The following is a 22,667-nucleotide window of genomic DNA, read 5'->3' on the forward strand; positions in this document are numbered from 1 at the left end:
CGCTGCAGGTCAAAGTGCGGGCGGAGCACTTCCGGTTCGGGAGGCATGGTTGATCACGTTGTTGGAGAACAGGAAGACGATGGCGATAACAGCGGGTACCAGCATCGCCAACCCGGCAAGGACCAGGCCGCTGGTTATGGCAGGTACGCCTATGGTCAGGACGAACAGTTGGGCCACCAATGCGGCCGCCCGGGTCCAGCGGTAGCCCCTGTACAAAAAGACGGACACCGCAAACAGCCACGCGGAGAAAGCAAGCAGGAGCCCCAAGGTGAAGACGGCACCCCAGAAGGACAGCACAGGGCTCCCGCTGAGCAGCTCGTAGGCGTACCACCCGGCGGCTGCCAGCAAAGCCGTCGCCTCTGCAGCAGTCACAATGGCCACCACCTTGGCCGCGGCCGGCACGGTTGCCGGACGATCGCCGGCCCAGGGGTCAGCACCGTCACGGGGCTCATCAGGAGAAGAGGGGGCGCCTGCTGGGTTTACCGGGGGTCTTGACACACTGGCACCCTACCGGACATAGTCGGACACTGGTGAGGGCGGGAGCCGACACTGTGATGCATCGCTCAGGTTTCAGCGGATATCAAGCGTTATTACCCCTTGTTTACACAGCGTTAACATGACAGGCTTGATGCAGATGACCAAGGGGGCCCTGAGGGCCCCTTTCCTTTGTAGCCACTAGTGAATAATTTCACAAAGGCATTTCCCAGAAATGGAGCAACTGATCAGCATGGATTGGCGTAACCGCGCAGCGTGCCTTGACAAGGACCCGGAACTGTTTTTCCCCGTTGGGAACACAGGACCTGCCCTCCTGCAGATCGAGGAAGCCAAGAGCGTCTGCCGCCGGTGCCCTGTCGTAGACACCTGCCTGCAGTGGGCCCTCGAGTCCGGCCAGGACGCCGGCGTATGGGGCGGCATGAGCGAAGACGAGCGCCGCGCGCTTAAACGGCGCGCCGCCCGCGCGCGCCGCGCCTCCTAGGAAGGCACGGCACCGCAGGCCGGTCAGCATCGGACCTAGCAACCGCAGAACAGAGGCCCCTGGACAATCCACATGGATCGTCCAGGGGCCTCGATCTGTTCTACGGTGCCTGTATTACTCACCGTCCGGCCCTTGGATCTGTGGCCGGACCGGTACCCCCTACTTCCCGGCCAGGCTGAGCCGGATCTTGACCTCGGTCCCGCCGCCCTCGCGGCGCTCCCACGTGATGGTCCCGCCCAACTCGCTGGTGACAAGCGTGCGCACGATCTGAAGCCCGAGCCCCTCAACGTGCGGAGTCTGCGGAAGACCCACCCCGTCATCGGCGATGGTCACAGTCAGTTCTTCGCCGTCGTCCCCTTCGGACCGGTCGGCAACAAGCCAGACTGTTCCTGCCCTTCCTTCAAGGCCATGCTCCACAGCGTTGGTCACCAGTTCGTTGATGACGAGGGCCAGCGGGGTGGCAAGATCGCTGGGAAGTTCACCGAAGGTCCCTGACCGTTCGGTCCGGACCTGCTGCGACGGGGAGGCCACCTCAGCAGACAGCCTGAACTGGCGCCCGATCAGTTCGTCGAAATCAACACTTTGCGTCAGGCCCTGCGACAATGTCTCGTGGACCAGCGCGATCGTGGCAACGCGCCGCATCGCCTGCTCCAGGCCCTGCTTCGCCTCATCGCTGACCATGCGCCTGGACTGCATCCGCAAGAGCGCAGCCACGGTCTGGAGATTGTTCTTGACCCGGTGGTGGATCTCCCGGATGGTGGCGTCCTTGGTCACCAGCTCCATTTCGCGTCGGCGCAATTCGGAGACGTCACGGCAGAGAACCAGGGCGCCGAACCGCTGCTGTTCGTCCCGGAGCGGAATGGCCCGCAGGGACAGGCTGACCCCGCGGGACTCGATCTCGCTGCGCCATGGCATGCGTCCGGTGACAACCAGCGGCAGGGTCTCATCGACCATGCGCCGGTCCTTGAGCAGGCCGGCGGTGACTTCGGCGAGCGAGCGCCCTTCCAGGGATTCGCCGTCACCCAGGCGCCGGAAGGCCGACACTCCGTTGGGACTGGCGTACTGGACCACGCCATCGGCATCCAGCCGGATGAGGCCGTCCCCTACGCGGGGCGCGCCCCGGCGGGAGCCGGTAGGTGAGGCGAAGTCGGGCCACAACCCAAGCGTGCCCATCCGCAGGAGGTCGTAGGCGCACTGGCGGTAGGTCAACTCCAGCCGTGACGGCATGCGTGAACTGGAGAGGTCCATATGGGTGGTGACTACCGCAAGGGTCCGTCCGTTGCGGACCATGGGGACGGCCTCCACCCGCAGCGCCATCTCGCTGTTCCAGTTCGTCTCGCTGGAGCGCTCAATGGAACGGGAGTTCCAGGCTTTGTCCACGAGCGGTTGCAGGTCTGACCGGATTCCCTCGCCGACGAAGTCGCTGTGGAACGCCGTGTGTGTGGTGGACGGGCGTACGTGCGCCAAAGCGATGTAGCCAAGCTCCGGGTGGGGGAACCAGAGCGCCAGGTCGGCGAACGCCAAGTCCGCGACCATCTGCCAGTCCCCCACCAGGAGGTGCAGCCATTCGGCATCGCCCGGCCCGAAATCAGCATGTTCCCTGATAGGGTCCGTAAAGATTGCCACTGCACCTCCATTTGCGACGCCGGATTGCTAGCGTCGGACGATTGACCTCAAGAGCCTCAATGCTACCGACAGCGAGGCCATGTCGTCGGCCTCGAGTGCATTCACCTCGTCGAACATGCTCTTTGCCCTGCCCAGCTGCTCGGCATTTTGTGCCTCCCAGTCCTTGAGCCGTGCATCGGGGGCGTCGGCGGCAGACGTAGCGTCCAGCACCGCCGTCGTCATGTCCGACACCGTTGAGTACAGATCGTCGCGCAGGGCAGCCCTTGCCAGCGCCTGCCACCGGTCCTGTCGGGGCAGGCTGCTGATCCGCTCCAGCAGCGAGTCGGCATGGAACCGGTTGAACACCGTGTAGTAGACGGCGGCGATCTGCTCCACCGGGTCTTTCCGGGTCCGGGCGATCTTTGCGATGTCCAGCAGCACGAAGCTCTCGAACAGTTCTGCCCAGCGCAGGGCAAGGCCTTCGGGCAGTTGCCACTCGCGGCCCTTCGCCAGCCATTCCGCCACCCGCTCGCGGTCGTCGCCGCGCAGGTAGTCCAGCAGCCGGGCCCGCATGGGATCCATGAGCGGCTTGAACTCGGCCACCACGTCGGCGATGGGGCGTGAAACGCTCTCCTGGCTCAGCAGCCACCGGACCGCACGGTCCAGAAGCCGGCGGATGTCCAGGTGGACGGTGCTCCAGTGCTCCGTGGGGAACGAGGCAGGCAGGCTGTTCAGCTCGCCCACCATCGCATCCAGTTCGTACACCTCGCGCAGCGCCACGAATGCCTTGGCCACGGCCACTTCACTGGCCGAGGTTTCCTCCATGACGCGGAAGGCGAAGGTGATGCCGCCCAGGTTGATCATGTCGTTCGCCACCACGGTGGCGATAATCTCGCGGCGCAGGGGGTGGGTGTCCAGTTCCGCATCGAAGCGTTCCCGCACCTGGTGCGGGAAGTAGGAACGCAGCGTCTGCCGGAACCACGGGTCATCGGCAAGGTCGCTGTCCCGCAGCGCCGATGCAAGCTCGATCTTGGCGTAGGCGGCCAGCACCGAAAGCTCGGGAGAAGTCAGGCCCTGGCCTTGCTGCAGCCGGTCCCGGAGCATTGCCGTGCTGGGCAGCGCTTCCAGGTCGCGATTCAAGTCGGCGCTCTTCTCCAGCCAGTCCATGAGCCGCTCGTAGCTCGGGCTCCACTCCGCGACGCGGGTCCTGTCGTTCAGCAGCAGGATGTTCTGGTCGATGTTGTCTTCGAGGACCAGCCGGCCCACCTCATCGGTCATGGAGGCGAGGAAGTCGGCCCGCTCACCGGCCGGCAGTTTGCCAGCCGCAACCATCCGGTCAACGAAGATCTTGATGTTCACTTCGTGGTCCGAGCAGTCCACGCCGGCGGAGTTGTCGATCGCGTCCGTGTTGAGAATGACGCCCTGCAACGCTGCCTCGATACGTCCGCGCTGGGTCATGCCCAGGTTTCCGCCTTCACCCACCACCTTGACGCGCAGGTCCCGGCCGTTGACGCGGATGGCATCGTTGGCTTTGTCCCCCACGGATGCGTTGGATTCGGAACTCGCCTTGACGTAGGTACCGATACCGCCGTTGTAGAGAAGGTCGGCAGGCGCCAGCAGGATGGCACGCAGCAGCTCGGGAGGGCTGAGTTCAGTGGTGTCCGCCGGGAGCCCCAGCGCGGTCCGAACCTGCGTGGACACGGGAATGGACTTGGCCTGCCGGGCGAAGACCCCGCCGCCTTCACTGATCAGCGACTTGTCGTAGTCGTCCCACGAGGACCGGGGCAGCTCGAAAAGTCTCTGCCGCTCCGCAAACGAGGACTCCTCGTCCGGCTCCGGGTCCAGGAAGATGTGCCGGTGGTCGAAGGCAGCCAGCAGGCGGATGTGCCGGGACAGGAGCATCCCATTGCCAAACACGTCACCGGACATGTCCCCCACACCCACCACCGTGAACGGCTCGGTCTGGGTATCCAGGTCCAGCTCGCTGAAGTGCCGCTTGACCGATTCCCAGGCGCCGCGGGCCGTGATGCCCATGGCCTTGTGGTCGTACCCCACGGAGCCGCCGGAGGCGAAGGCGTCGCCAAGCCAGAAGCCGTACTCCGCGGAAAGGCTGTTGGCAATGTCTGAGAAAGTAGCCGTTCCCTTGTCCGCCGCGACCACCAGGTAGGAGTCGTCGTCGTCATGCCTGACAACGTTCGACGGCGGCACGAGCCGTTCGCCGCCGCCTTCCGTGAGAAGGTTGTCAGTTAGATCCAGCAGCCCACGGATGAACGTCTTATAGCTTTCGACGCCCTCGGCCATCCAGGCGGCGCGGTCCGTGGCGGGATCGGGAAGCTGCTTGGCGAAGAAGCCGCCCTTGGCACCGGTTGGCACGATGACGGCGTTCTTGACCGTCTGCGCCTTCACCAGGCCCAGGACCTCCGTCCGGAAATCCTCCCGCCGGTCAGACCAGCGCAGTCCGCCACGCGCCACCTTGCCGAACCGAAGGTGCACACCCTCAACTCGTGGGGAGTAAACCCAAATTTCAAACATGGGCCGCGGGAAGGGCAGTCCTTCGATCCGCGCGGGATTCAGCTTGAAGCTCAGGTGCGGCTTGTCCTGGTAGAAGTTGGTGCGAAGCGTGGCCTCAATGAGGTTGACGAAGGTGCGCAGCACGCGGTCGGCGTCCAGCGTTGCCACCTTTTCGATGGATGCTGCCAGGTCCCGTCCCACGGAGGCCTGTGCCTCGGACCGGTCTCCGTCAGTCAAGGCCGGGTCAAAGCGGGCGGCAAAGAGCGCCGTGAGGCCCCTTGTCACGTTGGGGTTCGCGAGGAGCGTGTCCGCCATGAAGCCGAAGGAGCTGCTGTTGCCCATCTGGCGCATGTAACGGGCATAGGCGCGCAGTACGGTGATCTGCCGCCAGTGCAGGCCCTCCCTCAGCACCAGCCGGTCAAAGCTGTCCGATTCCGCAGCGCCGGTGACAGCCGCCCCGAAGGATTCCGCGAGAAGCTCTCCGGTTGACATCGGGTCCACGCCGGCCGGGTATTTCAAACCCAGGTCGTACAGGAAGAAGTCGCGGTGGTCTGCTGTTTCGATTTCAAACGGCCGTTCATCCAGGACCTCGAGTCCGAGATTATGGAAGTACGGCAAAATCTGGCTCAGGCTCTTGGGCTCCAACATGTAGAGCTTGACCCTTGCATCCTCTTCCAGGGTGGCGCCGGCCCCTTCTGGAAGGTACACGTGGACGCCCGGCCGTTCCTGCCGCGCGCCGGTGGTCCGCTCCGCGGCGGCCCCGTACTTTTCGAAACGCGCAATGTCCTCAAGCGCGTCCTCTACTTCGTAGTCCACGCGGTAGCTGGCCGGGAACGCTTCGGCCCAGACAGCGGCGAGTTCCTTGGCTTCGGTCGCATCCCGCCCTTCACGCAGGACTTCCGCGATGCCTTCACTCCATGACCTTGCGGCCCGGACCAGCCGCTTTTCCAGCTCATCGCTGTTGACGTGGCTGACGTCGGCATCCTTGGGCAGCCGAATACGGAAGAACAGCCTGGCGAGGGCGGACTCCGTCATACGGGCTTCGTAATCAATCGAGACCGCCTGGAACGTTTCCCGCAGTTCCTGTTCTATGCGAAGCCGGACGTTGGTGGTGTAACGGTCGCGCGGCAGGTAAACGACGGCGGACATGAACCGGCCGTAGATGTCCGGCCTCAGGAACAGGCGGGTACGCCGCCGTTCCTGCAGCTTCTGGATTCCCAGCGCGGTGGCGGCAAGGTCGGGAATTTCGATCTGGAAAAGTTCATCCCGGGGGTAGGTTTCGAGGATTCCCAGGAGGTCCTTGCCCGAGTGCGAGTCCGGCGGGAAACCCGCGCTCTGCAGCACGGCATCCACTTTCTCCCGGACAATGGGAATATCGCGGACGGAGCCGGCGTAGGCGCTGGTGGCGAAAAGACCGATGAAACGGCGCTCCCCGTTGACGTTGCCCGCGGCGTCGAAGCTTTTGATGCCGATGTAGTCCAGGTAGGCCGAGCGGTGGACGGTGGACCGTGAATTGGCCTTCGTGATGACCAGTGCACGCTTTTCGCGGGCCTTCTTACGGCCGGTATCAGTGAGGTGCTGGATGTGCGGGGAGTCGGCGGCCGCGCGCAGCAGCCCGAGGCCGCTGTCCTCGCGCAGTTCGAGGACGTCTTCGCCGTCCACGTTGAGAAGGTCGTACTCACGGTAGCCGAGGAACGTGAAGTTCCCTTCGTCAAGCCACCGCAGCAGGTCCTTGGCCTGCCGCAGTTCGGCAATCTGGGCGGGATTGGCTACCCGGTCCAGGCTTTCGGCGATTTCCAGGGCCTTTTGGCGCATTTTGGGCCAGTCTTCGACGGCGGCGCGCACGTCTTTCAGCACGCGGGTCAGGCCGGCGAGCAGGGACGCCTTCACGTCGTCGGAGACGCGTTGGATTTCGACGGCGATCCACGACTCCATGTGCGACGCGTTCTCACCCTGCGCGATGAGGTGGGAGAGGTTTGGCATTGCCGCGGTATCCCCACTTGATATGCCCAAGTGCGCGGGGACCCTGTTGACCTTGACCAGTTCGCCCGTTTCCCGGTTCCTGGTGGCCACGAAAAGCGGGTGGACCACAAGCTTGATGGCGGCGTGCTGCCTGACCAGTTCTGAGTTCACGGAGTCGACAAGAAACGGCATGTCGTCGGTGACGACAAAGATGACGCTGCTGTCCTCTTCGTCGACGATCGAGATCTTCGCCTGCCCGGGCTGCCGTCCTGATGCTGTCCGGCGGTGTTCCTCGGCCCGGGACTCCAGTACGTCGCGGGGGTAGCTTCGGGCATCCTCCTCAGCCAGGTGCTGGTAGTAGTCCCCCATGAAGCCTTCAAGGCTTTCAATGGAGAGGGGCTGGTCCTCCACACTGGATCCAGACGACATCGACAACGCCTCCATCAGAAATTCTCGCCGCACCTTTGCAGCTCTTATGGCGAGCCTAGTCCTTTGCCCTTCGCCGCGGTGTGGAAGAAAATACAGATGATTTGGACTTTCGCTGGTCGGGTGCACAAACCAGTTCCCGGATAGCGCGCCGGAGGGTCGATTCGGGCGACGCTTCGATCAGCAGTGATCCCGCCAGGAGTGCGGCGTCGGCGGCGACAGGGTCGTAAGGCAGGAATGCCTTGAGGCTGGACGCGGGGCCGTACCGTTCCCACGCATCCCGCAGTTGGCGCTCGGGGGCCCTTCCCACGGACGACGAACGCACCTTGTTCATTACGACTGTGGGCGATGCGTGCGGGACTGCGCCCTCCAGCTCGGCAAGTGCACGGACCAGCCGTGGAACACCCACGGGATCAGCAGCGCCGACGGCGTACACAGTGTCCGCCAGTTCCAGCGGACGCAGTGTCGCCGCGTTCCGTCGAGGCGCCGTGGTGTCAAAGCTCAGTTCCTCATCCGCCTCAAGGCAAAACCCGGTGTCCACCACCACAACGTCGGCAATCTGCCGGGCCCGCTCAAGGACCAGTCCCAGGGCAGGGGCGCGGAGTTCCGTCCACCGATCGGCCCGGGTTATGCCGGTCAGCACCCGGAACGTCCCGGCCGTGGTGGCGACCGTGGCGGCCACCTTCCGCAGTGCCTCGGCGTCCAGCAGGCCCTGGTCTGCAAGCCTGCACGCCTGGGCAAGCCCGGCTGACTCATCCAGGAGTCCCAGCACTGCCGCCACGCTTGCGCCGTACGTGTCGGCGTCGACCAGCAGGACTGACCGGCCGTCGGCTGCCATCTCACCGGCGATGTTCACAGCAACCGTTGTACGTCCCGGAGATCCGGCGGGACCCCAAACAACGATCAGCTTCCCGGCCCCGCGCCCCTCCTCGTCCACCGCCGGCACAACGGGATCCGGTGCCAGTGCAGCAGCGGTATCGGCGGGCGCGCTGAGGTTCGCCGGACGAAGCGCGCCGGTCAGCTGGGCGACGGCGTCCGCGATCCTGTCCGAAAGCTCCGCGGACTCAACGCCCGACAGCGCCGAAGCGACACCTATCGTGCGGAGTCTGGCTGCCTCCTCCGCGTTATCGGTCAGCGCGACGATCGCCACGCCAACAGCTCCAAGACGGTCAACCAGGGACGCGGTCAGCCCCTCTGAACCCTCTGCCACGACTGCCGCCCTCGCCAGCCCGCTCTGGCAGGCAGCAAGCAGTTCGGGAAGTTCAGCGCACCTGCGAACCACCGTGACCGGGCCGTGGAGTCTTTCGAGCCCGCCCACCAGGTCCTCGCGGCTCTGGCCGACGGTGACAACGGGAATGTTCATCGGGCGCCGCCCGGATTCCACACCACGGAGATCTTGGCCTCGTTTGCCTGGGCCCCCAGCAACGCAGGCATCTGCTTGTCCTCCACCAGGACCATCAGCACAGTGGTCTTTGACGATCCAAGAGCGGTGGATCCCGTGGAGACCTCTGCAATTTCCGCTCCGGGAAGGATCAGCCTGGGCTCGCTGAATCCATTCTTCGCATCCGGCTGTGCCACCCAGACGTCCACGCGGGCACCGGCAACTGCCTGTGACGGCAAGGTCGGCTCAACGCTGAGGGCGACGGGCTTCCGGTCCAGCCGATCCACCGTACCGAGGCTTGCCCTGGGAACCAGTTGGTCTTTTGCGATTCTTTGCAACGCGACCACGTCCTGGGGCAGGCCGGCCTCGACAGTGATGTAGTGCTGTTCGGCATCGCCCAGCCGGACCTTGGCGCGGACTACATTGTCGGGCGTCAGGCGCTCACCAACGGCTATGCCGTCCCGTGCGGCGTAGACCTCGGTGGTGCGGTCTGCACTTCCGACAAGGAAGACGACTCCGGCGACGGACACCAGGACCAGGAGAACGCCAACCAGCAGCCGGGGGTCCTTCCACGATGGACGCTTAAGCCGCGCTGCAGTTGCACTTGAATCAGGAACCATACCGTTCTCCCCCCCAGGTATACCGAACCTGTCCGCTCTGGCCGGACTCCTCATTGTTACCGCATGGCCCGGTGAACAAAAGTCATTTGTCTAAATGGCGCCAATCTGTGGATAACAGCCACAAAATGAGCCACTTGATGGCAAAATGGATACATGCCCAGGTTCCTCACACTCGCCGACGTCGCGGAGCAGCTCCAGATCAATTCCCCTGCCGCCTACGCCCTGGTCCGCAGCGGTGAGCTGAAGGCTATCCAGGTGGGTGGCCGCGGGCAATGGCGGGTCGAAGAGAAGATGCTGGAGCAGTACATCGAGGAACGCTACGCCGAGGCCAGCCGCATGATCCAGGAATCGCGCTCGAAGTCCGTCTGACGCCGCTAGCTCCCCCCGGGTTTGTATGACCTGATCATGGCCAGGGCCGTGAAAGGTATTGCTGAAACCTGGCCTACACTGTGACCCCTCCGGGGCTCCCCGGTATTGACCATGGCCAGGTCGATGTAGTCCCTGCCAACACGGTCGATCACGCCTGCCAGCCTGCTGGTCCCGGCTCCACCACCAATCGTTACCGAGAGCTCCGCCCGGTCGCGCGCCAGGCCACGCAGGGCATGCGCCAATCCGATCGACCGGCGGACCGGTGAAGTCTCCGCCAATACGTGCCTGCCCAGGCCAACGTAGCGTGCCGCCGCCGCATAGGGGATGAGCACCTGGTGCTGGCCTTCATCCAGGACCAGTGCATCCGCTCCAGCATGCGTCAGTTCCCCGTGCACCGTTTCGCCGCAGATGAGCTGAACACCGATCCGGTACCCAACAGCGGCGCGCAACCTGCCTTCAAGGGGCAGGCTCACCATTTCTGCCCGCGCGCGCTCGTTGACCTCACTGTCCAGCGCCAGCCGCTCAGCCTCCGCAAGCTGGCTTTCCATGTCATTGAAGAGTGCATCCCAGCGCATTCCGCCAGCGTAGGGTCCCCCTGTCCGGCCCGTCAATGCGCCGTCTTTTTCATTCCAACGTATGGACAAATACTTTGATCGCGGTCCAAACTGATTCAAACATCAATAAACAGCATTAAACGCTATCAAAGGAGTACTAATGGGCCGGGGAGACAAAATCCAATGGTCGGATGCCTGCATGGTCCTGGCCCTGTTGGTACTCGGCATTCTGCTCTGCTTCCTCGGAACGGGCCTGTTGTCCCAGTGGCAGGAATCCATGGCCCGGCACCAGGGCGAATCCGTGGACCTCCTCCTGGGTGGGACCACAGCGGCCACCGGCATTGGCCTTCTCCTCTGGTGGGGTGTCTCGATCCTGACCGCCGGGGCATCCGTTCTGCTGGAACGCCTGGGACGACGGCGGGCCGCAGCGGCCGCGCGGAGGCTCTCGCCCGCTTTCATGCGGAGGGCAGTTGTCGCGGCACTCTCAATACAACTTGCGTCAGGTGTCGCCGCACATGCGGCGGTCCTAAGCGCTCCCGGGCCCGAGTGGACGCCTACACAGGCACACGTGGCGTCGTCGGCTCCGTCAGACCCGGCGGCTCCCCAAGATGGTCCGCTGCCCAGGGTCAGCGACAGCCCGGGCGGTGTGCGCGTCAAAAACCCGCCTCTCCCGGTTGCAGCAGCGCCAGCCGGCCAGGAAGGGCCGTCGCCGGCAACGAATTCCATTGCGCCGCCAACCGTCACTCCGATCGACCCCGGTTGGCAGCCCGCTCCCCCTGTGGTGGAGCCCGGCCTGCTGGCCGCACCGGAAACCAGGACCGCCGCGGAGTGGGACGGCAGTGGCCCTGGTGCCAATGGCAGGGGTGGCCCTGTAAAGGCAGTGACGGTCCTCGCGGGCGACACGCTGTGGGACATCGTAGCCACCCATTTGGGCCCGGAGGCATCGGATGTGGACATCGCCCTTGAATGGCCGCGCTGGTACGCCGCGAACCGTGCACTGATCGGTGGAAGCCCGGATGTCCTGCTTCCAGGCCAGATACTCCAGGCGCCGGCAGCGTCGTAGCCGCTGCCAGTGACCCGGTCGCACCAATAACCGGTCAAAGCACCAACATCACGTCGAACCAGAAGCAAGCCTAATCACCAGTCACACCAACCAAGGGGAACGCCATGACCGCAGTGACACCTATCCGGGCCGTTGAAGGTCCGGCCGCCGAGTCCAGGCAGGGAGGTGCCGGTTCCGCAAAGCCGCTGCCTGTGTCGACGCCAACCCGCTCCGGCCAATCCACCGGGGCAACCCCTCCATCGCTGCGGCCAGTTAGCGAGGCTGCGGAGGTCAGGGCCATTACCCGCGGGACAGTTCAGGCTTCCATGGAGGTCCTGGCCGGTACCCGCCCCATCCAGCAGTTGGCGCGGCGCCTGGATCCGCGCTGCCTGGCATCGCTGCAGCACCGGGCAGCGCTGATCAGGCGCGAGCTCACCAGGACCGGCAATCCTGCATTGGCCCGGCTCCACCGGAATTCAACAGTCCGCTCCGTGCGGGTCTGTGAAGTGGCCGACGGAATCTATGAGGCCAGTGCTGTAGTGGTGGATGATGTGCGGGCCCGTGCCGTAGCTGTCCGGCTTGAGCGCAGCAAGCAGGTGTGGCGGGTTGTTGAGCTTGTCATCGGCTGACCCGTCGAAATACCTGGGGCGTGCGGTGGTACGGAACAGGCGGCGGCAAACAGGGCAGGGACGCGTCCGTCCCTGCCCTGTTTGCCGCCGCCGGCGGGTACCTGCAGCTGTCCTGCTAGCGCTTCTTCTTTTTCGCGGGGCGTTTGGCTGCATCCTGGGCAGCTGCCTTGGCAGGATTGCCGGAGCGACCGCTTCCGCCGCGCGTTTCCACGCGTGTCTGGGTTCCTCCACTTTCCGAGGGAGCCGTGTACTGCAGCTGCGCAGGCTTCTCGGGGGCTTCGAGGCCGGCGGCGTGAACCTGGGGGTCAACGTGCTCGGTATGCCCGCCGGCGGCATCCTGTACTACTACATCCTGGGCGGGGGTTACTTCCACCTCAAGGTTGTAGAGGAATCCAACGCTTTCCTCGCGGATGGCTTCCATCATGCTTTGGAACATGGCGAAGCCCTCGCGCTGGTACTCCACCAGCGGATCGCGCTGTGCCATGGCGCGCAGGCCAATCCCTTCCTTCAGGTAGTCCATCTCGTAGAGGTGTTCCTGCCATTTGCGGCCGATGACGGACAGGACCACCCTGCGCTCGAGCTCGCGCATGCTTTCGGAGCCGATGACCTCCTCGCGGGCCTGGTACACCAGGCGGGCGTCAGAGAGGATTTCCTCCTTCAGCAGCTCCACGGTGACCCTGGACTTGCCCCCGGCTTCCTCGATGATGTCTTCCGCCGAAACGCTGACCGGGTAGAGCGTCTTGAGGTTGGTCCACAGCTGGTGGAAGTCCCAGTCGTCACCGTTCCCCTCCGCCGTTGCGGCGTCGATCAGCGCCGTAATGGTGTCTTCGATGAAGAACTGCACCTTCTCGTGCAGGTCATCGCCCTCAAGGATGCGCCGGCGGTCGCTGTAAATCGCTTCACGCTGACGGTTCAGGACGTCGTCGTACTTCAGCACGTTCTTGCGCTGCTCGGCGTTCCGGCCTTCCACCTGGCCCTGCGCGGACGCGATGGCACGCGAGACAAGCTTGGATTCGAGCGCGACGTCGTCCGGGACCGAGCTGTTCATCAGCCGTTCCGCGGCTCCCGAGTTGAAGAGCCGCATAAGGTCGTCTGTCAGCGAGAGGTAGAACCGGGATTCCCCGGGATCGCCCTGGCGGCCGGAACGGCCGCGGAGCTGGTTGTCGATGCGGCGTGACTCATGGCGCTCGGTGCCCAGGACATAGAGGCCCCCGAGGTCCAGGACTTCCTCGTGTTCGTCCTTCACGGACTGCTTGGCAGCTTCAAGTGCCGCAGGCCAGGCTGCCTCGTATTCTTCCGAGTTCTCCTCGGGGTCCAGCCCGCGCTTGGCAAGCTCGGTCACGGCGGTGAACTCCGCGTTGCCCCCGAGCATGATGTCGGTGCCGCGGCCGGCCATGTTGGTGGCCACGGTGACTGCGCCCTTCCGGCCCGCCTGGGCGACAATGGCGGCTTCGCGGGCGTGGTTCTTGGCGTTCAGGACTTCGTGCCGGATGCCTTCCTTGGCGAGCAGCTTGGACAGGTACTCGCTCTTCTCCACGCTGGTGGTGCCCACGAGGACAGGCTGGCCTTTTTCGTGGCGTTCGGCGATGTCCCGCACCACGGCGTCGAACTTGACAACCTCATTCTTGAACACGAGGTCCGGCTGGTCTATCCGCTGCATGTCCCGGTTGGTGGGGATGGCCACCACGCCGAGCTTGTAGGTGCTCATGAACTCGGCCGCCTCAGTCTCGGCGGTGCCGGTCATGCCGGAAAGCTTGTCATACATGCGGAAGTAGTTCTGCAGGGTAACTGTGGCCAGGGTCTGGTTTTCCGCCTTGATCTCGACGCCTTCCTTGGCCTCGATCGCCTGGTGCATGCCTTCGTTGTAGCGTCGCCCGGCCAGGATGCGGCCGGTGTGCTCGTCAACGATCAGGACTTCACCGTCCAGGATGACGTAGTCCTTGTCCCGCTTGAACAGTTCCTTGGCCTTGATGGCGTTATTCAGGAACCCGATCAGCGGCGTGTTCGCGGATTCGTACAGGTTGGAGATGCCAAGGTAGTCCTCGACCTTTTCGATTCCGCTCTCCAGGACGCCGACGGTGCGCTTCTTTTCATCGACTTCGTAGTCTTTGTCCGGCTGCAGCCGGAGCACCACTTTGGCGAACTCGCTGTACCAGCGGTTGGTGTCCCCCTGGGCAGGGCCGGAGATGATGAGCGGCGTACGCGCTTCATCGATAAGGATGGAGTCGACTTCGTCGACGATGGCGAAGTTGTGGCCGCGCTGGACCAGTTCGTTCCGGTCCCAGGCCATGTTGTCGCGCAGGTAATCGAACCCGAACTCGTTGTTGGTTCCATAGGTGATGTCCGCGGCGTACTGCTGGCGGCGCACGGCAGGATCCTGGTTGGCGAGGATGACGCCGCTGGTGAGGCCGAGGAAGCGGTAGACACGGCCCATGAGTTCGGACTGGTATTCGGCCAGGTAATCGTTGACGGTGACCACGTGGACACCCTTGCCGGTGAGGGCGTTCAGGTAGGCGGGAGCGGTCGCCACCAGGGTCTTGCCTTCACCGGTTTTCATTTCAGCGATGTTCCCCAAATGCAGGGCAGCGCCGCCCATCAGCTGGACATCGAAGTGGCGCATCCCCAGGGTCCGCGAGGACGCTTCGCGCACGGCGGCAAAAGCCTCCGGAAGCAGGTCTTCGAGCTTTTCACCGTCCTGGTGGCGTTCGCGGAGACGGTCAGTCTCCTCACGCAACTCTGCGTCGGTAAAGGTCTTGAATGAGTCTTCGAGGGCGTTGATGGAATCGGCATAGTTCCGCAGCTGCCGGAGTGTTTTCTTGTCACCCGTGCGGAGAATTTTTTCGATAAGTGATGCCACGTGAAGATGCTCCCAGTCTGATGCCGCCGAATTCTGGCGTGTTCAGTCTACGGGAGAGACACGCGGCCGGTGCCCCCTTTTCCCTGAGAGCGGATACTCCTTACAGCCGTGCCAGCTCATGGGCAAGCTTTGCAGCGAGGTCTCCTGCCGGCCCCACTTCCACATCCGGCAGGCCAAGCCACTGCCTCATCAGCCTCAGCTCGGCAGCGAGTTCGACGGCGGTGTCCGCGGGTGCGTCCGGCTCGGCAAAGGCGGCTCTCACCAGCAGACGGCCACCCGTCCGGTCCGCCTTCAAGTCAACCCTGGCCACCATCCTGTCGCGCAGCAGGAACGGCAGGACGTAATAGCCGTAGCGCCGTTTGGGCTCCGGGGTGTAGATCTCGATCCGGTAATGGAAGCCGAACAGTTCCAGCAGGCGCCGGCGTTCAAAGACCATGGAATCAAACGGGCTCAACAGGGCCCGGCCGGTGGCACGCCGCGGCAGTACAGCCTCGACATGCCGGAACACGTCCCTCCCCCACCCCGGCACGTTGACCGGTTCCAGCCTGCCCTGCTGCACCAAGTGCGCAACGGCGAGCGCCGTTGCCTTGACGGGCGTCCGGAAGTAGTCGGCGAAGCAGCGGATGCTTCCGATCCCATGCGCCCGGGCCGCCGCTTCGGTCAGCCGGCGGAGCGCAGCTGTTGGGTCGACTTCCCCTCCTGCTTCGGCAGGGCGTGGGAGGACTTTGGCTGTCAGCGTGTACCTGCGCTCGAATTGCCCGGTCCTCGAGGCCGCCGATACCAACCCTTCTTCGAAGAGGTGTTCAAGGACCCGTTTCACCGCGTTCCAGTTCCACCCCCAGTCGGTTGTCTGTTTTTCCTCAACGTGGCCAATCCGGGCGGTCAGTTCGGAGGCCGTCATGGGCCGGGACCTGGCCAGGACCGCCAGGATCCGGTCTGCGACGTCGTTGCGGAGCCCGGGATCCAGCCGGGAGGCGCCCACCCAGGAGCGCTTTTGCCACAGCAGCAGATCCTGGTAATGCTCCGGCCGGATGTAGCTCGCTTCGTGTGCCCAGTACTCCAGCATCCGGCGGGGGTGGCTGGCAGACATGCGCTGCAGGATGTCCCGGTCATAGTTGCCAAGGCGGGAATAGAAGGGCAGGAAATGGCTGCGGACCAGGACGTTCACGGAGTCGATCTGGACGAGTTGGAGGCGGGCAAAAGTACGGCCCACCGCCCGTGCTGTCACGGGGCCGGTGGGCCGTACTTTATGGAGTCCCTGCGCTGCCAATGCGATCCGCCGTGCCTGGTGAAGGCTCAGCGTTGCTGACAATTCAGTCCTCTCTGCTGGTGGTTTGGTCCACCCTAAGCGTTGGCGGCGGCGTCGTCGGAGCGGTAGGCAAGAATCTTTTCCTCCACCACGGTGTCTCCCGGCTCGCATTCATGGTCCAGCGTAATGACCCCATAGGTCCAGCCACGGCGGCGGTACACGACGGAGGGCGTGTTGGTCGCTTTGTCCACGAAGAGATAGAAGTCGTGGCCCACAAGCTCCATATTGTCTACGGCGTCGTCGAGGGAGAGGGATGCGGCGGGAAAGACCTTGCGCCGGATCAGCACCGGTGAGTTTCCGGCCGGGATGTCGTTGTCAACATCGTACGGCGATTTGTCTTCGGGGGCTGCCACCGCTTCATTCCGGTGGTTGGCCTCAAGATACAGCGGTTCATGGGCACTGGCGGGCTCGAGTGAGGCGGTGGCCTCACGGACAGCCTTGGGAGTGTGGCGGCCGTGGTGGACCTTCTTGCGGTCCTTGGCCCGCCGGAGCCGCTCAAGCAGTTTGTTGTAGGCGAGGTCAAAGGCGGCAAACTTGTCTGCGGCGCTTGCTTCGGCACGGATTACGGGTCCGCGGCCCAGGACTGTCACCTCGACGGTCAGCTGGTCGCCGGTCTGCCGGGCATTGGTCTCCTTGGAGACTTTCGCGTCGACCCGCTGGACTTTGTCGCCCAGCGATTCAATTTTCGCGATCTTTTCCCCGGCATACTCGCGGAACCGGTCTGAAACTGTCAGATTTCGTCCGCTGATCATAAACTCCATGGTGCCCTCCAAATGACTTCGGTGACACGACGGCGGCGCTTCCCTGGGCCGGGCTGTGTGACAGTCGAGCCCCTCTCCGAGCCGCCATCGAAAGGTACATTCTGTTCTTGGTACCCACCTCAGACGTTAGTTCATAGCCACCCGTTATTCATCCTTTCCCGGTTTATTTTTTTCTAAGTCATGCGGGCTTTCACGCAGGGCGGCGGCCCGGCAGCCCGGCTGCTGGGTATCGGGCGGGCGTGTCGCGGCAAGCACGACGGCGCCCCTCACCACAGCGCCGGCCAGGTGCAGTGCGCGGGCTGCTTCGCCCACCGTGGCACCGGTTGTGAGGACGTCATCAACGATGATGCAGGGGCGCCCTGCCACCTTTGCCCGGGCCCCGGGCTTGACCCGCATGGACCCCCGGACGCGCTGGGAACGGGCTCCCCTCCCCAGGCCTTTTTGGCCGGCCACGCCTCTTCCGCTGCCGGATCCGCGGGTGCCGGGGAGGACGGGGCCAGGCCTTGGAGTCTTGCCCAGCACATCCGCGACGTCGAGCCCTGGATGCTGCCGTGCCGCCGACTTCAGGAGCAGGTGGACCGGGCTGAAGCCCCGGCTGACGTAGGCCGGCGTGCTGGTGGGCACGGGGACCAGGAGGCATCGGCCGGGGCCAGGGACGGCGGCCCTGACTGCACATGCGAGCGCCCGGCCAAGGCTTCTGCCAAGCTGAGGCTGGCCGTGCCGTTTGAACGACAGCAGTCCCTGCGCCAGCTCGTCCCGGTACACCCCCGCTGCCACGACGGGAAGCACGACGGAGCCGGCGACATCCATAAGGGCCGGAGCTCCGCTTTCGGCCCGGAATGGCTGCCTGGTCAGCTGGCGGATGCGGCTGGCACAGGATGGGCACAGGGTGCTGTCTTCGGCCCCGCAGCAGACACAGTCCACAGGGACGGCCAGGGCGAGCAGATCCGCCACGGCGCCGGCCAGCCAGTCGGCAAGGCGAAGGAGGGCGGCCGCGTGTTCACCCCGGTGCAGCGCCGCCCAGGGCGGGGGCGGTTGAAGGTCCGGATCCACCCTCCGGGTCCCCCGGTGGCCGGAACCGGCCGCGCCGTTCCTGCGGATGAGCCGTTTCATGGTTCCACTGTCGCCTGAAGCCCAGTCACAGTTGGAGGGCCAGCCCGGGCTATGTGCATAAGGCAGGCCCCATCGGGACGGCGGAGGCAGAACCTGGCGATACCGCCAACAGGGTGTCAGCCGGGAAACGCGGGGTCGATAGGGCCCTTGATCTGCGGGGACCAGCCATTGCCGAGGCGCTGGAAGATCCCTTCCCCGGACTGGACATAAATGTCGTCGGCGCCATTCCCGGCACTGATGGCTACCAGGCCCGGCCACGGGGCAAGCTGCTGCGGCTGTCCGGAGGTGAGGGACAACAGCTCCGGTGTGACGTTGGAACCCGAAGCCCCCTTCATCACGGCAACGGTAATGCCATTCACCCACACCCCTTGATCAGGGTCGGTGCCGGATACCAGGGTGACGGGCGCGGTCAGTTCGCGCGGCGTGCCGTCGGCGGCGCGGATCATGCCTGTCACCTGCACCTTGGACTTCCCGTTCTGTTCGGATATGACCAGGGCGCGCACACCGTCGCGTGAGACGCGGAATTCCTTGACCGTGCGGCCGGCAAGCCAGGAGGGTGCCAGCGTCACGGACGGAACGGCGGCGCCCTCTGCCACTCCGGTGGGATGGAAAGCCACTACTTCCGTGGCTCCGGTGGCACCGGGTCCGGCCGTCCATACCCAGTCGGAGACACTGAAGGACGGGCGGGTGAGGGTGCTCCGGGTAGTCAAGGCGCGCGCAGGCTGGCCGGGATTGATGCTGTACAGCGTGGTGCGGCCTTCATTGAGGAAGGCAGCCGTCTGTGACACCGGGGATTCCGCCGGATAGCGGGGGTTGAGCGCAGACACCGGCTGCATGTCAGGCAACGGCGAGACGCGGTTGTTTTCATAGCGCACCAGTTCGTTGCCGCTGATGGCGATCTGGCGTGAGGGCACGGTCCTGTCCAGCACCGGAGGAAGAACGGACCCGTTGTCCTCCACCCGGACCAGGTCCTGGTTGGCACGGAGTTCAACATTGACCACGTCAGGCTGGCTGCGGAATGTCAGGGTCAGCTGCATCTGCATGCGGAGCCGGTCCTCCGCCGATGTTTCCGTCAGCTCCTTGGCTGTCAGGTCCACCTGTGCGGCCCCGGACACCACCGGCACGGATTCCCGGGCGAGCTTGATCCCGGAAGGGAAGGCACTGGCGACGGCGCCGCGCAGGTACGGGGCGGGCCCGGCCAGCAGGGCACTGGTCATTGCTTTGACCGTCTTGTTCTTCAGGAACCAGCGGACGTCCGGGATGGCATAGGTGAAGGTGGGGTCGTAAAAGTAGATGGGGTAGGCACCGTAGATCACCTTGAACGTTTCCTCGGCAATGGCGGTCCCGTCGGGAATCGCCGAAATCCGCCACTCTCCATCCACCTGGGTCACCGTCACCGGGATGCGCTCCACGGTTCCCGGCGGCGACTGGGTGGCTATGCCGTCGGCGTCCACCGTGTAGGACACATCGAGCTCGTAGTTGAAGACGTTTTCCGTGCCCGTGGGCACAACGCGCGCCTCCCGGTATACCAGCGCGCGTTTGTCCGGTTTCCAGGACACAGCCGAGGCCTGGGTCAGGTACTGGCGGGCCACCGCATAGTCGTCCTCGTAGCCACTGCCTGCCCGGTAGAAGTAGTCGATGATGGTCTCGGGTGATGCCCCGGGCTGCGGCGCTGCCGGGAGGAACACGGGGGCGCTGACGTTGCCGGCGCTGCTTTCGCTGCTTTTTCCCACCGGACCGGACGTGGGGATCCGTGCGCAGCCGGACAAGAGGACGATCAGCAGGGCAAGCAGTGCCGCCGGGTACTTCGCCAGGCGCACGGTGGCCCTCATGGTGTCTCCTCGGGCGCGCGCACCGGAGCAGGCCGGGCCGCTCCCGCCTGCAGCACCAGCATGTTTTTGTAGTCCTGTTCCGCGGGAACGCTCCCCGGTGCTCCGGGATTGGTGACGTCCTTTGGCTCCAGCTGGACGGGCGACTCAGTGATGCCACCGTCCTGGCGCAAGGGAAGGGTCAAACGGAAGTTGGCGCCGTCGCCTTTCCTGCCCCAGGCCTGGAGCCAGCCGTGGTGCAGCTTCGTATCCTCCATGGCGATGGACAATCCCAGCCCGCTGCCGCCCGTGGTGCGTGCGCGGGCAGGGTCGGCTCGCCAGAACCTGTCGAAAACCCTGGCGGCCTGTGCCTGGTCCATCCCGATCCCGTGGTCGCGGACAGCAACGCCCACGGCAGTTTCATTGACCGCGACCGTGACGGCCACCGGCTTGCCCTCACCGTGCTCCACCGCGTTCAGGATCAGGTTCCGCAGGATCCTGTCGATGCGCCGGGCGTCCATCTCCACCACCACGGCGCCCTCGGGAGCGGTCAGGACAATCTCCGAACCGTATTCAGCCGCCACCGGCGCGGCGCCTTCAATGACGTGGGAGATCACTTGGAGAAGGTCCTCGGGTTCAGCATCCAGGACGGCCACGCCGGCGTCGAAGCGGCTGATTTCGAGGAGATCGGAGAGGAGGGACTGGAACCGCTCCACCTGGTTGTACAGGAGCTCTGCGGACCGCTTGTTGATGGGGTCGAAGTCATCGCGGGCGTCGTACAGGACCTCTGCCGCCATGCGCACGGTTGTGAGCGGCGTCCGGAGCTCGTGCGACACATCGGACACGAAGCGCTGCTGCATCTGGGAGAGCGTCGCCAGCTGGGTGATCTGCTCCTGCAGGCTGGCGGCCATGTGGTTGAAGGAAGCGCCAAGGCGGGCCACCTCGTCCTCCCCCTTGACCACCATGCGCTCCTGCAGCTGCCCGGCGGCGAGCTTCTCCGAGACCATCGCGGCATGGCTGACCGGGCTCACCACGTTGCGGGTGACGTACCAGGCGACAGCGCCAATCAGGAGGACCAGCACCGCACCGCCGGCCCACAGGACGCTTTGGATCTCGTTAAGCGTCTGCTGCGCTGTGTTCAGGTCGTAGATCAGGTAAAGCTCGTAGACAGTGCCGTTGAAGGTCACCTTGTTGCCGACCGCGATCCCCGGCCGGTCCTCGGTGCCCACGGGGATGACGGTGGAAGCCCAGTACTGGTCCTTCCCCGACTGCTGGACGGCCTTGCGCAGCTCAGGGGGAATGACGCTGACCGTCAGTTGGTCGGATGCCCGCGACTCAACCCACCGGTTGCGGGGCTTGGTCTGCTCCGGCATCGCCTCGAAGACGTACCGGCGCTGGATCACTGAACCCCGGCCCTCCACCGCGTTCAGGGTGTCGTAGACCAGGGTGATGACGCTGGACTGGTCGGTGACCTGGGCGCCGTCGAACGTTTCCTGGACCTGCTTGACGTTGTAGCGGGTCTCGGACTCCGCCTGCGTCAGCCGCTCCTGGAACAGGTTGTTGGCAATCTGGTTGGACAGATAGGCACCGACCACGGCGAACGAGGTCACCGCGAGCATCAGGGTGGTGAGAACGGTGCGGAATTGAATGGACCGGCGCCAGCGCCGCTGCAAGGCCCGCCCAAGGTACCGCAGACCGGGAAGGAAGCGCCGGACTCCCGTCCGGACGAGCCGGGCGACGCGGAGCGCCACAATCAGGGCACGCCGCTGCCAGATCCTTGCCCGGAACGCCACGTGCCGCAGCCCGGGAGTGGCGGCGTCGCCGGCTTCCGGCGCATCCTGGACGGCGCCGTCCTGTTTCACGGCATCCGCGGAGTCCGGGGTTGGGCGCTGGTCCGGTTCCCCGTCCTGCGCGGCGGGGTCAGACCCCTGCTTTATAGCCGACACCACGCACCGTCAATACGACTTCCGGAGCTTCCGGGTCCTGCTCGATCTTGGACCGCAGGCGCTGGACATGGACGTTCACAAGCCGGGTGTCAGCGGCGTGCCGGTAGCCCCAGACCTGCTCCAGCAGCAGTTCCCGGGTAAAGACCTGCCAAGGCTTGCGGGCCAGCGCCACCAGGAGGTCGAACTCCAGCGGCGTCAGGGAGATCCGCTCATTGCCCCGGCTGACCGTGTGCCCGGCGACGTCGATGGTGATATCCGCGATGCGCAGCGTTTCGGGGGCTTTCTGGTCCCCCGGGCGAAGGCGGGCACGCACGCGTGCCACCAGCTCGGCAGGCTTGAACGGCTTAGGCACGTAGTCGTCAGCCCCGGATTCCAGCCCGCGGACGACGTCTGAGGTATCGGACTTGGCGGTCAGCATGACGATGGGCACGTCCGACTCGCCGCGGATCTGGCGGCAGACCTCGATGCCATCCATACCGGGAAGCATGAGATCGAGCAGGACCAGGTCCGGCCGCGATGACCGGAACACGTCCAGGGCCTGGGCGCCGTCGGCGCAAAAGACCGGCTCGAAGCCGTCATTACGGAGGACAATTCCAATCATCTCGGCCAGCGCTTCGTCATCATCTACCACCAGAATGCGTGCCTTCATAGCTATATATTCCCTTATCGGGATGGGTTTGTCCTGTTGAGCGGCTTCCGGCATGGCGGGGCACTAGGCCGTCCGGCGCCGGAACTATAGTCTTGGGGTCATGCCCCGCGTGGCCGGTGCGCCCTTTTGCCGGGTGCATTTCCGGCGCA

General features: G+C 64.8%; 17 protein-coding genes. 4 read left to right on the top strand and 13 right to left on the bottom strand.

The features are described from left to right. Positions 1–9: 9 nt before the first annotated feature. On the bottom strand, positions 10–402 hold the full coding sequence (locus LDO14_RS13180; protein ID WP_223995223.1) for a hypothetical protein: 393 nt from the start codon (positions 400–402) through the stop codon (positions 10–12). A gap of 325 nt (positions 403–727) precedes the next feature. Here LDO14_RS13180 and LDO14_RS13185 point away from each other — a divergent pair, with 325 nt between their 5' ends. Next, positions 728–976, top strand: coding sequence for a WhiB family transcriptional regulator (locus LDO14_RS13185; protein WP_003804966.1), 249 nt, complete (start codon positions 728–730; stop codon positions 974–976). Between the two features lie 159 nt (positions 977–1,135). Here the strand turns inward: LDO14_RS13185 and LDO14_RS13190 are convergent, their stop codons facing one another. The 4 genes from LDO14_RS13190 to LDO14_RS13205 are packed head-to-tail and all read right to left on the bottom strand — an operon-like array spanning position 1,136 to position 9,481. Then, a complete protein-coding gene (locus LDO14_RS13190) occupies positions 1,136–2,602 on the bottom strand; it encodes a PAS domain-containing sensor histidine kinase (RefSeq protein WP_018768501.1) in 1,467 nt (488 codons plus the stop codon). Positions 2,603–2,629: 27 nt separating this feature from the next. Next, positions 2,630–7,483: an NAD-glutamate dehydrogenase gene (locus tag LDO14_RS13195; RefSeq protein WP_223992105.1), complete on the bottom strand. Its 4,854-nt coding sequence runs from the start codon at positions 7,481–7,483 to the stop codon at positions 2,630–2,632. A gap of 55 nt (positions 7,484–7,538) precedes the next feature. Continuing rightward, a complete protein-coding gene (locus tag LDO14_RS13200) occupies positions 7,539–8,843 on the bottom strand; it encodes a P-loop NTPase (protein ID WP_223992107.1) in 1,305 nt (434 codons plus the stop codon). Beyond that, positions 8,840–9,481 (bottom strand): hypothetical protein, encoded by a 642-nt coding sequence (locus tag LDO14_RS13205; protein ID WP_223992108.1) that lies wholly within the window; start codon positions 9,479–9,481, stop codon positions 8,840–8,842. Before LDO14_RS13205 ends, LDO14_RS13200 begins: the two co-directional genes overlap by 4 nt. Positions 9,482–9,634: 153 nt before the next feature. Between LDO14_RS13205 and LDO14_RS13210 the strand changes: the two genes are divergently transcribed. Further along, positions 9,635–9,850: a helix-turn-helix domain-containing protein gene (locus tag LDO14_RS13210; RefSeq protein WP_018768505.1), complete on the top strand. Its 216-nt coding sequence runs from the start codon at positions 9,635–9,637 to the stop codon at positions 9,848–9,850. Between the two features lie 5 nt (positions 9,851–9,855). Here LDO14_RS13210 and LDO14_RS13215 read toward each other — a convergent pair whose 3' ends face one another. Then, the gene (locus LDO14_RS13215) at positions 9,856–10,425 is read right to left on the bottom strand and encodes a hypothetical protein (protein ID WP_223992109.1); all 570 of its coding nucleotides are present in this window, start codon (positions 10,423–10,425) and stop codon (positions 9,856–9,858) included. Between the two features lie 139 nt (positions 10,426–10,564). Between LDO14_RS13215 and LDO14_RS13220 the strand changes: the two genes are divergently transcribed. Next, entirely contained in the window at positions 10,565–11,467 is a 903-nt protein-coding gene (locus tag LDO14_RS13220; RefSeq protein WP_223992110.1) for a LysM peptidoglycan-binding domain-containing protein, read from the top strand. A gap of 104 nt (positions 11,468–11,571) precedes the next feature. Next, positions 11,572–12,075, top strand: coding sequence for an Rv3235 family protein (locus LDO14_RS13225; RefSeq protein ID WP_056388089.1), 504 nt, complete (start codon positions 11,572–11,574; stop codon positions 12,073–12,075). A 115-nt stretch (positions 12,076–12,190) separates the two neighbouring features. Here LDO14_RS13225 and secA read toward each other — a convergent pair whose 3' ends face one another. The 7 genes from secA to mtrA all read right to left on the bottom strand — a co-directional run bounded on the left by secA (position 12,191) and on the right by mtrA (position 22,518). Continuing rightward, complete coding sequence (gene secA, locus LDO14_RS13230) at positions 12,191–14,932, bottom strand: preprotein translocase subunit SecA (RefSeq protein ID WP_223992111.1); 2,742 nt, start codon at positions 14,930–14,932, stop codon at positions 12,191–12,193. A gap of 100 nt (positions 14,933–15,032) precedes the next feature. Then, complete coding sequence (locus tag LDO14_RS13235; RefSeq protein ID WP_223992112.1) at positions 15,033–16,244, bottom strand: crosslink repair DNA glycosylase YcaQ family protein; 1,212 nt, start codon at positions 16,242–16,244, stop codon at positions 15,033–15,035. A gap of 32 nt (positions 16,245–16,276) precedes the next feature. Then, entirely contained in the window at positions 16,277–17,002 is a 726-nt protein-coding gene (gene raiA, locus LDO14_RS13240; protein ID WP_026265659.1) for a ribosome-associated translation inhibitor RaiA, read from the bottom strand. Positions 17,003–17,146: 144 nt separating this feature from the next. Then, positions 17,147–18,115, bottom strand: a complete 969-nt coding sequence (locus tag LDO14_RS13245) for a phosphoribosyltransferase family protein (RefSeq protein WP_223992113.1) — start codon at positions 18,113–18,115, stop codon at positions 17,147–17,149. A 116-nt stretch (positions 18,116–18,231) separates the two neighbouring features. Then, positions 18,232–19,947, bottom strand: a complete 1,716-nt coding sequence (locus tag LDO14_RS13250; RefSeq protein WP_056388097.1) for an LpqB family beta-propeller domain-containing protein — start codon at positions 19,945–19,947, stop codon at positions 18,232–18,234. Further along, on the bottom strand, positions 19,944–21,785 hold the full coding sequence (gene mtrB, locus LDO14_RS13255) for an MtrAB system histidine kinase MtrB (RefSeq protein WP_223995225.1): 1,842 nt from the start codon (positions 21,783–21,785) through the stop codon (positions 19,944–19,946). Before mtrB ends, LDO14_RS13250 begins: the two co-directional genes overlap by 4 nt. 58 nt (positions 21,786–21,843) lie before the next feature. Next, a complete protein-coding gene (gene mtrA / locus LDO14_RS13260) occupies positions 21,844–22,518 on the bottom strand; it encodes an MtrAB system response regulator MtrA (RefSeq protein WP_018768515.1) in 675 nt (224 codons plus the stop codon). Positions 22,519–22,667: the final 149 nt, after the last annotated feature.

The sequence above is a fragment of the Arthrobacter sp. NicSoilB11 genome (genome assembly GCF_019977375.1).
Lineage (GTDB): Bacteria > Actinomycetota > Actinomycetes > Actinomycetales > Micrococcaceae > Arthrobacter.

What these genes read in the sequence shown, in the direction of transcription:
- LDO14_RS13185 (WP_003804966.1), top strand. Translation starts at nt 728, where the DNA reads ATGGATTGGCGTAACCGCGCAGCGTGCCTTGACAAGGACCCGGAACTG.
- LDO14_RS13195 (WP_223992105.1), bottom strand. Translation starts at nt 7,483, where the DNA reads ATGTCGTCTGGATCCAGTGTGGAGGACCAGCCCCTCTCCATTGAAAGC.
- LDO14_RS13200 (WP_223992107.1), bottom strand. Translation starts at nt 8,843, where the DNA reads ATGAACATTCCCGTTGTCACCGTCGGCCAGAGCCGCGAGGACCTGGTG.
- LDO14_RS13205 (WP_223992108.1), bottom strand. Translation starts at nt 9,481, where the DNA reads ATGGTTCCTGATTCAAGTGCAACTGCAGCGCGGCTTAAGCGTCCATCG.
- LDO14_RS13210 (WP_018768505.1), top strand. Translation starts at nt 9,635, where the DNA reads ATGCCCAGGTTCCTCACACTCGCCGACGTCGCGGAGCAGCTCCAGATC.
- LDO14_RS13215 (WP_223992109.1), bottom strand. Translation starts at nt 10,425, where the DNA reads ATGCGCTGGGATGCACTCTTCAATGACATGGAAAGCCAGCTTGCGGAG.
- LDO14_RS13220 (WP_223992110.1), top strand. Translation starts at nt 10,565, where the DNA reads ATGGGCCGGGGAGACAAAATCCAATGGTCGGATGCCTGCATGGTCCTG.
- LDO14_RS13225 (WP_056388089.1), top strand. Translation starts at nt 11,572, where the DNA reads ATGACCGCAGTGACACCTATCCGGGCCGTTGAAGGTCCGGCCGCCGAG.
- raiA (WP_026265659.1), bottom strand. Translation starts at nt 17,002, where the DNA reads ATGGAGTTTATGATCAGCGGACGAAATCTGACAGTTTCAGACCGGTTC.
- LDO14_RS13245 (WP_223992113.1), bottom strand. Translation starts at nt 18,115, where the DNA reads ATGAAACGGCTCATCCGCAGGAACGGCGCGGCCGGTTCCGGCCACCGG.
- LDO14_RS13250 (WP_056388097.1), bottom strand. Translation starts at nt 19,947, where the DNA reads ATGAGGGCCACCGTGCGCCTGGCGAAGTACCCGGCGGCACTGCTTGCC.
- mtrA (WP_018768515.1), bottom strand. Translation starts at nt 22,518, where the DNA reads ATGAAGGCACGCATTCTGGTGGTAGATGATGACGAAGCGCTGGCCGAG.